At 35.7% G+C, this 13,162-nt stretch carries 7 protein-coding genes and 1 other RNA gene; all 8 read left to right on the forward strand.

Features of this window, described 5'->3' with window-relative positions; translation table 11 throughout:
• The first annotated feature begins 27 nt into the window (after positions 1-27).
• The 8 genes from ACTIEI_RS11500 to ACTIEI_RS11535 all read left to right on the forward strand — a co-directional run bounded on the left by ACTIEI_RS11500 (position 28) and on the right by ACTIEI_RS11535 (position 13,131).
• Positions 28-993 (forward strand): polyprenyl synthetase family protein, encoded by a 966-nt coding sequence (locus tag ACTIEI_RS11500; RefSeq protein WP_439506436.1) that lies wholly within the window; start codon positions 28-30, stop codon positions 991-993.
• Positions 994-1,024: 31 nt separating this feature from the next.
• The gene (locus tag ACTIEI_RS11505) at positions 1,025-2,722 is read left to right on the forward strand and encodes an amino acid permease (RefSeq protein WP_439506437.1); all 1,698 of its coding nucleotides are present in this window, start codon (positions 1,025-1,027) and stop codon (positions 2,720-2,722) included.
• Entirely contained in the window at positions 2,719-3,744 is a 1,026-nt protein-coding gene (locus ACTIEI_RS11510; RefSeq protein ID WP_439506438.1) for a Smr/MutS family protein, read from the forward strand. The genes ACTIEI_RS11505 and ACTIEI_RS11510 overlap by 4 nt, the downstream gene beginning before the upstream one ends.
• A 31-nt stretch (positions 3,745-3,775) precedes the next feature.
• Positions 3,776-4,145, forward strand: an RNA gene (gene rnpB, locus ACTIEI_RS11515) — RNase P RNA component class A.
• 64 nt (positions 4,146-4,209) lie between these two features.
• Positions 4,210-8,901: a hypothetical protein gene (locus ACTIEI_RS11520; RefSeq protein ID WP_439506439.1), complete on the forward strand. Its 4,692-nt coding sequence runs from the start codon at positions 4,210-4,212 to the stop codon at positions 8,899-8,901.
• Positions 8,902-8,936: 35 nt separating this feature from the next.
• Positions 8,937-10,026, forward strand: a protein-coding gene (gene prfB, locus ACTIEI_RS11525; RefSeq protein WP_439506440.1) for a peptide chain release factor 2 whose coding sequence is annotated in 2 segments (ribosomal slippage) — positions 8,937-8,996 and positions 8,998-10,026 — 1,089 coding nt in all. Because the reading frame shifts where the segments join, the coding sequence is not laid out codon by codon here.
• 8 nt (positions 10,027-10,034) lie between these two features.
• The gene (gene mgtE, locus ACTIEI_RS11530) at positions 10,035-11,426 is read left to right on the forward strand and encodes a magnesium transporter (protein WP_439506441.1); all 1,392 of its coding nucleotides are present in this window, start codon (positions 10,035-10,037) and stop codon (positions 11,424-11,426) included.
• 43 nt (positions 11,427-11,469) lie between these two features.
• Positions 11,470-13,131 (forward strand): DUF3472 domain-containing protein, encoded by a 1,662-nt coding sequence (locus ACTIEI_RS11535; RefSeq protein ID WP_439506442.1) that lies wholly within the window; start codon positions 11,470-11,472, stop codon positions 13,129-13,131.
• Positions 13,132-13,162 lie beyond the last annotated feature (31 nt).

Here is a 13,162-nt window from a genome sequence, read left to right on the forward strand (position 1 = left end):
CCATTTTTTTTAAATTAGGTTTGTAACATGTATTCATTTAAACAGTTAGTTACGCAGTTTAGCGAACAGTTTTCAGTAGCGCACTTTGACAATGAGCCTGCATCATTGTATGATCCTTGTAATTATTTCTTGACGATTGGTGGTAAAAGAATTAGACCCATCTTATGTTTAATGGGAAATGAATTATTTAATGAAATTCATTCAGATGCATATCAATTAGCTACCGCAGTTGAGCTCTTTCATAATTTCACTTTAATTCATGATGATATCATGGATGCGGCTGCTTTAAGGAGGGGCATGGAAACAGTGCATACAAAATACAATACTAACACCGCTATTTTGGCTGGGGATGTAATGATGATTAAGTCTTATGAGTATATTAATAAGATGAATGGTCCTTACCTACAAAAGATACTCCGCATTTTTAATACTACTGCAAAAGAAGTTTGTGAGGGACAACAGTTAGACATGGATTTTGAGCAAAAAGACATGGTTTCTCTTAATCAATATATCGAAATGATTACGCTAAAAACCTCTGTCTTATTGGCGGCTAGTTTAGAAATGGGTGCAATCATTGGTGGTGCAAGCGAAGGTAATTGTCGTCATTTGTATGAGTTCGGTAAAAATTTAGGGATTGCTTTTCAAATTCAAGATGACTACTTAGATGCATTTGGTGATCCTGAAAAATTTGGTAAAGAAGTAGGCGGCGATATCCGTCAAAATAAAAAAACATTTTTGTTATTGCATACCCTTGAAGTGGCACCGGAAGAACAACGCCTTCAATTGATGCAGTTAATGAAAGATCAGTCTGCTGGAAAAGTAGATAAAGTATTGTCTATTTATAAAGCATGTGGGGTAGATTCGTGGGCCAATACTTTAAAAGAACAATACTTAAATATTGCATTGAAGCATCTTGAAGATATTGCAGTTGTCTCTACTAGGAAACAGCCATTGAAAGAATTGGCTAACTTCCTGATTCAACGAGATGTTTAATTTGCTTATCTTCCTACTAAAATAATTATACATGTCTTCTTTGTTTAGAAAGAAATCATTAGATAAAATTACAGCTGATGCTGCTGCTGGTATATCTGATTCACATAGTGCAGGTCTTAAAAAAGTTTTGGGTGTTAAGGACTTAACTTTTATGGGGATTGCAGCTGTAATTGGTGCAGGAATCTTTTCTACCATTGGATCTGCTGCTTACAACGGAGGGCCAGGTATTGCAATTCTATTTGTAATAACTGCAATTACATGTGGGTTCAGTGCCCTTTGTTATGCAGAGTTTGCCAGTAGAATTCCTATTTCTGGTAGTGCTTATACCTATGCTTATGTTTCATTTGGTGAGGTTGTTGCTTGGATTATTGGTTGGGCACTTATTTTGGAATATGCCATTGGAAATATAGTTGTAGCCATTAGTTGGAGCGGTTATTTCAACAATTTATTAGAAGGCTTTCATATTCACCTACCAGGATGGCTAGCTACGAATGCAAGTAATGCCCAGTTAGGATATGAAGAAGCAGTAAAAGCTTTGGCTGCTGGAGAAGCACCAGAGACCATGACAAAGCATGCAAAATTGGGATATGACGCTATCATGAATGCCCCAATGATTGGTTCATGGAAAGTGATAATCAACCTACCAGCATTTTTTATTGTTATGTTGATTACCTGGTTAGCTTATATCGGAATTAAAGAAAGTAAGCGCAGTACCAATATTATGGTAATCTTTAAATTAGCCGTAATTGTTGGGATTATCATTGTTGGTTTTTTCTATGTTGATACTACTAATTGGACGCCATTTTTACCCAATGGATTTGGTGGTGTCTTAGCTGGAGTTTCAGCGGTATTCTATGCCTATATTGGATTTGATGCTATTTCAACCACTGCTGAAGAATGCAAAGATCCTCAAAGAGATTTACCAAAAGGGATGATGTACTCTTTGTTAATTTGTACTGTTTTATATATTCTAGTTGCGTTGGTGCTTACTGGAATGGTGCATTACAGCGAATTGAAAGTGGATGATCCTTTAGCGTATGTATTTGATAAATTAAATATGAATAAAATTGGGTATTTGATTTCGGTGAGCGCAGTTGTTGCTACTACTAGTGTTTTGTTAGTTTTTCAAATGGGTCAACCACGAATTTGGATGAGCATGAGTAGGGATGGATTATTACCGAAGAAATTTGCGCAAGTACATCCTAAATATCAGACTCCTTCATTTTCAACTTTAGTCACAGGATTATTAGTGGGAATTCCCTCTTTGTTCATTAGTAGCGGGTTCATGACAGACCTAACAAGTATTGGTACTTTATTCGCTTTTGTGCTGGTTTGTTTTGGAGTACTAGTTTTACCTAAAATAGCTGAAGGAGCTGGTAGGAAAGGATTTAAACTTCCTTATATTAATGGTAAATATATCATTCCGGCAATTGTTTTATTGATTACTTATTTGTTTAGACAGCGAATTAATGATGCATTTGTTAATATGGGTAATGAAGGATTTCAAGAAATTTTGTTTCTTGTATTTATGGTTATTGCAATGGTAACTGCTGTTTTTAGCTTTTTAAAATCTTATTCCTTTATCCCGGTTGCTGGAGCTTTATGCTGTTTGTATCTGATGATTGAAATTCCTGCAATTAGCTGGTTGTGGTTTTTTGGGTGGATGGCATTAGGATTAATCATTTATTTCTTTTACGGTAAAAACAATAGCAAACTGGCTCAATCATGAAGTACCAAATAGGGGATGATATTTTAGTATTGCATAGCAATGAAGAGGGTAAAGTGATTGAAATCATCAACGATAAAATGGTGATGATTGAAGTAAGAGGAGTGAAGTTCCCAGCTTATATGGATCAAATCGACTTCCCTTATTTTAAGCGATTTACAGAGAAAAAGAACATCCCGTCTAAAAAAATTGAATCCAAAACATATTTAGATCAGCTCCCAAAAGAAAAGCCCCAGCCAAATCAAATTAAGGTTTCTGAAGGAGTGTGGTTGTCTTTTATTCCCAAATTTGCATTGGATGATTTTAATGACGAAATAGTGGAGTTGTTAAAAATACATTTGGTAAATAAAACCAGTCAAGGGTATCTATTTATTTATCATCAATACTTTAATGGGGAGGAATTTTTTTCGTTGAAAAATGAAATTCAACCATTCCATGATTTTTATTTACACGATATAAAATTTGAAGCAGTAAACGATACTCCTTCTTTTGCATTTGATTTTAGTTTAATCAATCAACAGAAGGGGAAAGCGGACCATTATGAGGTTCAATTAAAACTTAAACCTAAACAGGTTTTTCAAAAAATTGAATTAATCAAAGAGAACAATGAACCCACTTTTTCCTACACCCTTTTTAATGAATATCCAGATAAAGCTTTAGACTCATTGCCTTTAGATAGCTTGCGAGCAAAAGGATACAAAGTGTATGATGCAGGAAAAGTTAAAGAATATTTACCACCTGCTCGTTCTGTAATTGACTTGCATATTGAAAAACTTACAGATGGCCATTCATCTATGACTAATTTTGAAATATTAACGCTTCAGTTAGCAGAATTAGAAAAGTGGATTGATATTGCCGTTGCACATCGTCAAGCCGATATGATTGTAATACATGGAATGGGCACTGGTAAACTTAGAGAAGAAGTTCATGAATTACTTAAATCTAGAAGAGAAGTAAAACATTTTTTTAATCAATACGATTCCCGGTTTGGATTTGGTGCAACACAAGTATTTTTTAAATATTAAGTCTATTATAGCTTTGCTTATCTTTATCATACTATAAACCCGAGCCATCGCCTCAACTTGTTGAGGAGGAAAGTCCGGACAGTATAGAGCGACCCACCGGTTAAGCGCCGGCTTCTCAATTTATTGGGAAAGAGAGAGTGCCACAGAAAATAACTACCATGCTAAAACATGGAAAAGGTGAAAATGTGAGGTAAGAGCTCACGGTGACAAGTGGTAACACTTGTTGTGGGTAAACCTTGGGTACTGTAATGCCATGTAAAGGGTTGTTTGAGAGTTGCTCGCTCTCGTTTCCATTTTTTTGGAACGCAATCCAGGGTAGGCAGCAAGATCGTAACAGTAATGTTGCGGCCAGATAAATGATGGAGTTAAAACAGAATCCGGCTTACGAGGTTTATGGTTCTTTTTTTGGTTTTTTAAACAGAACATCTAGAGATGTCTAATGCATGTAGAAATAAAATGAAAAGTATGCTGTTGTTGTTATTAACAATAGCCATGCATCAGCTTTCTGCTCAATGTGTATTTGTAAGCATTAAAGGCCCAAAATGTGCAGGTGATAGTAGCATTTCTGCTACTTTCAGTAGAAATCCTTATCAAATTGAATGGATTCATAATAATGTGGTGATTCAACAATCTAAAGTAGTGCTTAATCCTACTGGTAGTTCTTTTGTTAGTGGGAATGTGGCAGGTAAACCCAAAATTGCAGGCACACATGGTATTGCAATAGATAATAATGGTAATCTTTATGTATCTGATACAATCAATAACCGCATTGTAGCATACAATAAAAATACTCCAGATGGGGTAGTTGTTGCAGGTGGGAATGGGAATGGAAATTTACCTAGTCAGTTAAATAAGCCTTCTGGCTTATTTATAGATGATTTGGGTAATTTATTTGTAACAGATCAATATAATAATCGCGTATTACGCTTTGCTCCCGGTTCAACTAATGGTTTTTTGGTAGCAGGTGGAAATGGCAAAGGTGCTGCTGCTAATCAGTTGAGTGATCCAAGAGATGTGTACGTTGACGCACAAGGTTTTATTTATATTGCTGATGCGGGCAATCATAGAATTCAAAAGTGGGCACAAGGAGGAGTTACTGGTATCACAGTGGCAGGCGGCTTAGGCGCAGGTGCAGATTCGCTTAGATTGAATAGTCCACAAGGAGTGGCCGTTGATAAAAATTACAATATTTATGTAGCAGATTCTGCCAATCATCGTATTCAAAAATTTGCTCCGAACCAACTTGTTGGGAAAACAATTATGGGCCAATTGGGAAAAGGAATTGGTGTTGAAAATTTATTTCAACCGGTTGATATTATCGTAGATGCTGTTGGAGATATTTATGTTTTAGAAGCTGGAAATAATAGAGTACAACAATTATCTATTCGAGATGCTTCTGTAAAAACAATCATCGGAAATGCGGGTAAATTGAATTACCCAACTGGAATCGCTTTTGATATTTCTGGTAACTTATACGTATTAGATCAACAAAATGCTAGGGTTCAACAATATGCAGTAGATACATTAGATGCAACTTTTAAACCTTTACAAGGAGGCATTTATACTGTTAGGGCGAGTTCTTTTTCTGGTTGTGTTCAGCAATCCAATTTAATTAATATTAATCAAACAAAAGCGATCAACATTAGTGGTAATACTGCGCTATGTGTTGGTGAAACAACGGAAATTAAACTAACAGGTAGCAAAAATTATAATTGGGTACCCAATAAATGGGTAAGTAAAATTAATGATAGTCTTTTTTTGGTGAAACCCGATTCAAGTATCTCCTATAAGATAAGTGTCACTTCTGATAGCGGTTGTTTTTCAAATCGTATATTAACGGTTAATGTAGGGCTTAAATCTATTCCTATCATTACACCTTCGGTTTGTCTTTCTCCTGATGCATCTAAAATCACCACTACTATTGTTGGACAAAGAGCCGCAAGTTTAAATTTTTACCGAAGTCCTGACATCATAACTGGAAGTCTATTCCCAACTTGGAATAAAGTAGGATCTGTATTAGCAGGCGCTAATGGAATTGGGGTGGAACCCAATCAGTTTGGGTTGCCAACTAGTGCTTTTGTTGATCAACAAGGAAATGTATATGTGGCCGACGCCATTAATCATCGAATTCAATTTTGGAAGCAGGGCGATACTTTTGGAAGAACTGTTGCTGGTGGAAAAGGACAAGGCTTTGCAATGAATCAGTTAAATTACCCAACAAGTTTATTTGTGGATGCTGGTGGTAATATGTATATAGTAGACCAGAATAATCATCGAATACAATACTTTGCTAAAGGCGATTCTGTTGGAATTACTGTTGCAGGCGGTTATGGTATGGGAAATGGCAAGTATCAATTGAATTTGCCTGCAAGTGTTTTTGTTGATCAATTTGGGAGCATTTACGTTGCGGATGCAGGGAATCATCGAATTCAAAAGTGGAGTAATTCAGGAAATGAGGTAACTACAGTTGCTGGTAATGGGTTGCCCGGAAATGATAACATTCGTTTGAACAATCCACAGGCGGTTTATATAGACCAACGTAATAATCTTTTTGTTGCAGATGCAGAGAATCACCGGATTTTAATGTACGATCAAACAAAAGCGACTAGGTTAATAGTTGCAGGGAATAATGGGGCTGGAATTTTGATGAATCAATTAAATTTTCCAACTGGTATTTTTGTTGATGGTAACAGTAATATTTATATTACTGATCGTGGGAATAATCGAATTCAACGATGGAGATTTTTAGATAGTGTTGGCGTAACAGTTGCTGGCTCTATAAATGGGATTTCTGGTTTTACTTTAGAACAACTTCAGCTTCCTAATTCTGTTGGGTTTGATTATTTGGGGAATATGATTGTTGCCGACACTAGAAATATTCGTATTCTAAAATACAATATTTCCGCTAGTATAGACTCTGTTTATCAAACAAAAATTCCTGGAACTTATACTGCTAAAGCAACATCCTTTTCAGGATGTGTATCTAATTCTGGAAATGCTTTTGTAGTAGTAGCTCCACAGTTGAAAATCAAAACTGATTCATCAACTATTTGCGAGGGAACACAAACCAGATTGGTGGTAACTGGCGCAAATAATTATAAATGGTCACCTAATCCACTCTTGAATTCTTTTAATGGAGATACCGTTATTGTTAGGCCTTTAACAACAACTAAATATACAGTTTCAGCATCTTCTGTAAGTGGGTGCAGTGCAACAGCAGAAGTACTGCTTACTGTTCATAAAAAGCCAATTGTTGAAATTATTAGTCCAACTTGTGTATCTACAGAACCAATGAAATTGTCTACAAGTCCTAAAGTTAGAAATGCTTTATGGACATTAAATAACAATAACTTACTTTTCAAAAAGGCTGGATTTAATAGTATTGGTGAAACAGTAATTGGGAAGCTAATTAGTGCTGATACTGCTCAGTTTGGTCAGCCTAACTATGTGTATGTTGATCATAACGGTCATCTGTATATTAGCGATAGAAAAAATAATCGAATACAAAAATGGTTGCCTGGTGCTAAAGTGGGTATTACTGTTGCAGGTGGAAATGGAGCAGGTAGTAAATTAAATCAACTAAATAATCCTCAAAGTTTTTTTGTTACACCTGATGGGTTAATATACATAGCAGATAGTGATAATGACAGAATAGTTTTATGGAAGCAAGGTGACACTACTGGAAAAGTAGTTGCTGGTGGAAATGGTAGAGGAGATAAAGCGAACCAATTGTCTTTTCCTGCTGGAATTTTTGTTGATCCATTTGCTTCTTTATACATTGCTGATGCTAATAATGCAAGAATTCAAGTTTGGGATAAAGGAAGTTTGAGTGGTAAAACCGTGGCAGGTGGAAATTTTCCTGGTGCAGGGGCTAATCAACTAAGCTACCCAGTTAGTGTATTCGTAGATCAGAAAGAAAATATATACATAGCAGACGCACAAAATGACCGAATTCAAAGATGGAAATTAGGCGAATCAAGTGGTTCCACTATAGCGGGAGGTAATGGCAAAGGCAACAATTCTAATCAATTGGTTAATCCAACAAGTGTTTTTTTGGATATCAATAATCAACTAATTATTACGGAATCAGGGGTGTTTAATCGAGTGAAAAGTTGGGAAATTGGTGTAGATACTGGATCTGTCATAGCGGGAAGCGTGATAAAAGGCACTAGTGCAAATTTATTAGACGCTCCAGTAAATGCTGTTGTTGATCTCAACGGAAATTTATACGTTTCAGATTTAAATAATTTTAGAATTCAAAGATTCACCTTAGCAGATAGTACTTTTTCATTTAATCCAACCATAAAAGGTGTATATAGTGCACAAGTGAATATATTTAGTGGGTGTTATGCTAAATCAGACAATTTTATATTAGATACTGGTTTTATTCCTTTGAAACCTTCTGGTGTTGATGTTCAATATTGTTTTAATGAAACACCTAAGCCCTTGGTAGCAACTGGTGATAGGCTTCGTTGGTATACAGTTGCCAATGGTGGTGTTGGGGCTGTAACTCCGCCTCTTCCATCAACTGCTTATATTGGAAATACAACTTACTGGGTTTCAAGTTTAAATCCTTCTTTTGGATGCGAAAGTATTAGACAAAAAATTACGGTTACAATAAGGCCTTTGCCAGTAGCAAGGCTGTCTATTATGGGCAATAAAAACATCATGCCTGGGGATACCACTATTATAAAATCCTTTGCAGATTCCAATCGCACCAAAAATAAATTTATATGGTACCGAAACGGTAGTATACTTCCCTCTATACCAGACACTGTCAATCGACTATTTGTATTTTATTCTACTATTGGCAAGTATCATATGGTTGTTACAGATTCGAATAGATGTGCTGCTTCTTCAGATACTATAGAGATTAAAGCAGCGCTTGCGGCTGAACAAGAAATGTATTTGTTCCCTAATCCAGTTCAGCATTCTACAAAGATTGTTTTTAGGCCTTTGCCCCATGATAAAACATTCATAAAAGTAATTTCTAATGGAGGCTTAGTAATAATGAATAAGCAAATCAATACTAGTAATATTATAGGGAATATGGTATACGATTTAGAATTAATCCAACTTCCTAAAGGAGTTTACGCAATTGAAATAGTGACTGGCTCCGGTAGAATGATTGCACATAAACAGTTTATTAAACTCTAATATTAATCCTGCTACAACTTTTGTACTTTTGTCTTATGACACAAGAGCAAGTTAAATTTATGAGGGACCGCGTATTGGTTCTGAGGAGGTTTCTTTGACGTTGATAACCGACTATATAAAGTAGAGACAGATAGACAACTTTCTTTATCACCTGGATTTTGGGATGATAATGTACGCGCTACTGCAATCATGAAAGAAATTAAAGTCAATGAATATTGGCTTAAATTATATAAACAATTAGATAATGCAGTAGAAGATTTTGCACTTTTATTCGATTTTTGGAAAGCTGGAGATGCTTCCGAAGAGGAAACAAAAGAAGCGTTCCAGTCTGCGCTCTCTCAAATTGAAGAAGCTGAATTCAAAAGCACACTAAATAAACCGGAAGACGAATTACCAGCTGTTTTGCAAATTAATCCTGGTGCAGGTGGTACTGAAAGCCAAGATTGGGCAGAAATGTTACTCAGAATGTATCGAATGTATGGTGAGAAACAAGGTTGGAAAGTAACTGAACTTGATTTTCAAGAAGGGGATGGCGCTGGGATTAAAAGTGCCACTTTACAATTTGATGGAGACTTTGCTTACGGTTTTTTAAAAGCAGAGAGTGGGGTGCATCGTTTGGTACGGATATCTCCATTTGATAGTAATGCCAGGAGGCATACTTCTTTTGCATCTGTATTCGTGTATCCTTTAATTGACGAGAGTATCGAAATAAATGTAAACCCTGGTGACTTGGAATGGGCTTTTTACAGAAGTGGTGGTAGCGGTGGTCAAAACGTTAATAAAGTAGAAACTGCAGTTCGTCTAAAACACCTGCCAAGTGGAATTATTGTTGAATGCCAGCAAGCAAGAACACAAGGAGAGAATAGGGAGTTGGCCATGAAAATGTTGAAGAGCCGATTATATGAAGAAGAATTGAGGAAAAGGCAAGAAGCAATTGACGCAACCAATGCTGGCAAGAAAAAGATAGAATGGGGTAGTCAAATCCGATCATATGTTTTTCATCCATATAAAATGATTAAAGATCATAGAACAGATTATGAAGTGGGTAATATTGCGCCTGTTATGGATGGGGAAATTGATGGGTTTATTAAAGCCTATTTAATGATGCAACAAGAAAATAATTAATTTTAATTATGTCTTTGGAACTGGAACAACCTAATTTATTTGAACAGTTTGAATTGCTCATTCAAAAAGAAGATACCCTTGAAATTAGGGAATTCTTAAATGACCAAAATATTAGTGATGTTGCAGATTTAATTAATGAATATCCCGAATACGAAGCAAGGATTGTGGCTAATATGGCCATACATAGGGCTGCTAGTGTATTTAAAATATTAGATATTGCGCAGCAAAAAGACATTGTAAAAGAATTGCCTTCAGCAAAAACTGCAGAGTTATTAAATGAGTTACCTGCGGATGATAGAACTGATTTTTTAGAGGAACTACCCAAAGCAGCGATAAGAGATTTAATTAAGTTATTAGATCCAGAAGAAAGAAAAATTACCCTTTCTTTATTAGGATATCCAGAAGATAGTGTTGGCCGATTAATGACACCAGATTATGTATATGTTTTCTTGCATAATACCATGACTGAAGTGTTTGAAACCATTCGAAAATACGCTAGAAATAGTGAAACGATTGATGTAATTTATGTGATAGACTCGAATGGCCAACTCATTGATGATGTAAGAATTAGAGATATCATTTTAGCTTCTCCCGAAAAAAAAATAGAGGACGTAATTGATGGAAGAGTTGTGTCATTAAAAGTAAATGATGACCAAGAGAATGCAAGTCAGGTATTTAAAATGAATAATCGAGTAGCATTACCTGTTGTAGATGAAAATAATATTTTATTAGGGATTGTAACCATTGATGATATGCTTTGGGTAGCTAATGAAGAGTTTAGTGAAGACATGCAAAAAATGGGTGGAACCGAGGCATTAAATGAACCTTATTTAGATATCCCATTAATGAAACTCTTTAGAAAAAGAGTAGGGTGGTTAATCATTTTATTTATTGGGGAATTACTTACAGCCACTGCAATGGGACACTTTGAAGATGAAATTGCCAAAGCATTGATATTGGCATTATTTGTTCCTTTGATTATTTCTAGCGGCGGTAATAGTGGCTCTCAAGCTTCCACTTTAATAATTCAAGCAATGGCAGTTGGAGAAATTTATATTTCTGATTGGTGGAGGGTGTTAAAGCGTGAAATTATTAGTGGTATTTTATTAGGATCAGTTTTAGGATTGCTAGGATTCTTGAGGGTAGCTATTTGGCATTCAATTATTCCTGATGTTTATGGTCCTCATTGGGCTATGATTGGAGCTACAGTTGGATTTTCGCTGATTGGAGTAGTACTTTGGGGAACATTAACTGGCTCTATGCTGCCCATTTTATTAAAGAAGCTAGGGGCCGACCCAGCAGTTTCTTCGGCACCATTTGTTGCTACTTTAGTAGACGTAACTGGGCTAATCATCTATTTTAGTTTTGCTTATCTTTTTTTAGAAGGGTTGCTTTTGTAAAAGTCTGCATTGATTTACCTAAGTTTAAGGATAATTCATGCTTATGACTCGTTTTCTGCTGTTATTTTTTATTGTTTTTTTAGGAAAGATTCTTACTGCTCAAACAGTCTTGATTCCTGCTTATACAGGTTATGCTGTTCCTGCAGAAAAAGAAGATGCCCATTTGTTTTCTGCTAAAAATGGGTTACAAAATTGGATTGATCCTCAACAGAAAATAAGCTGGTTTTTTTATGTAAAAAAGCCAGGAGATCTTCAATTGAGTTTAATCACTAACAAAGTAAATACTGGATCCACAGTAGAAATTACCGTTGCGGGTAAAAGCTTTCAATCTAAAATGATTAGTGGAACTACTCTAAAGAAAATAGTAGTAGGTAAAGTAACAATTACTGATTCAGGCTTTTATTCCGTTACTATTTCTAACATAAGAAAAAATGGAAAATCCATAGCAAATATTCAATCATTAGAATTAAAAGGATCTGCAACAGAAGGAATCCATTTTAATCCAGTAGAAAGAAGAAATGCGGCTTCTGTTCATTTAAAATATCCATTAGAAGATTCAATTAAAGCGATGGCTTTTTACAATGAATTGACAGTGCCAGTTGGTGCAGATCATTTGTACAGTTATTATATGGCTTGTGGATTTAAGAGGGGTTATTTTGGCATACAGGTGAATAGTCCAACAGAACGAAGAGTCATTTTTTCTGTTTGGGATGCAGGCAATGAAGCAATTGACCGAAATAAAGTACCTGATTCTAATAAAGTAAAATTATTGGCAAAAGGGTACAATGTAGTGGCGAATGATTTTGGGAATGAGGGAACAGGGGGGCATAGTCATTTTGTGTATCCTTGGAAAACTGGAGAAAAATATCAGTTCATGGTTTTTGCATTAACCGACAGCGTTAAATCGAATACCATTTATTCAGGCTACTTTTTTATTCCTGAAACTGGAAAATGGAAATTAATAGCAAGTTTTCGTGCCCCCAAGGATGGGAATTATTTACAAAATCTGTATTCGTTTAGTGAGAATTTTTGGGGCTTAAATGGTCAACTAGAACGCAAAGCTTTTTTTGGAAATCAGTGGATTCAAAAATCAAATGGTCGTTGGGAAGAATTGTTGACCAGTAAATTTTCTTATGATGCCACGGGAAAAGCAGGACATCGGATTGATTATAGTGCAGGGGTAGATGGAAAGCAATTTTATTTGAGTCATGGTGGATTTAAGCCAGCTAATATTCAATTTGGCCAAAGCTTATTCAGGCAACCTACAGGTCAAAGACCCAATATAGATTTAAATAGAAATTCAGATTCTTTGGTTCAGGCTAAACTAGATGAAGAATCTATAAAAGCAGCGGTAAGTAAAGGGACCCTTGATACTACTGGAAATGAGTCTTCGGTTTACTATCATATACTTAAACAAGGTGCTGGAAAGCCAATTAAAGTTACTGATACCGTAACTGTTTACTATAAGGGATCATTGCTTTCCGATGGTAGTATTTTTGATCAAACAAAGGAGAAGCCTGCTACTTTCCCATTGAATAGGTTAATTAAAGGATGGCAGTTAGCAGTTCCAAAAATTAATGTTGGCGGAACCATTAAAGTAATCATCCCCTCTGGTCTAGCTTATGGGATTAGAAGTAGGAGCAAAGATATCCCAGCAAATAGTGTATTAGTATTTGATATTGAAGTGCTTGATGCAAAACAATAATTAACTTAATTTAAAGCCCAAATGAAAGCAT

Origin of the sequence: Sediminibacterium sp., assembly GCF_051860225.1 — a bacterium.
Lineage (GTDB): Bacteria > Bacteroidota > Bacteroidia > Chitinophagales > Chitinophagaceae > Sediminibacterium.

Bases quoted from the DNA above. Each gene is read 5' to 3' on its own strand.
- ACTIEI_RS11500 (WP_439506436.1), top strand. From the start codon at position 28: ATGTATTCATTTAAACAGTTAGTTACGCAGTTTAGCGAACAGTTTTCA.
- mgtE (WP_439506441.1), top strand. From the start codon at position 10,035: ATGTCTTTGGAACTGGAACAACCTAATTTATTTGAACAGTTTGAATTG.
- ACTIEI_RS11505 (WP_439506437.1), top strand. From the start codon at position 1,025: ATGTCTTCTTTGTTTAGAAAGAAATCATTAGATAAAATTACAGCTGAT.
- ACTIEI_RS11510 (WP_439506438.1), top strand. From the start codon at position 2,719: ATGAAGTACCAAATAGGGGATGATATTTTAGTATTGCATAGCAATGAA.
- ACTIEI_RS11520 (WP_439506439.1), top strand. From the start codon at position 4,210: ATGCTGTTGTTGTTATTAACAATAGCCATGCATCAGCTTTCTGCTCAA.
- ACTIEI_RS11535 (WP_439506442.1), top strand. From the start codon at position 11,470: ATGACTCGTTTTCTGCTGTTATTTTTTATTGTTTTTTTAGGAAAGATT.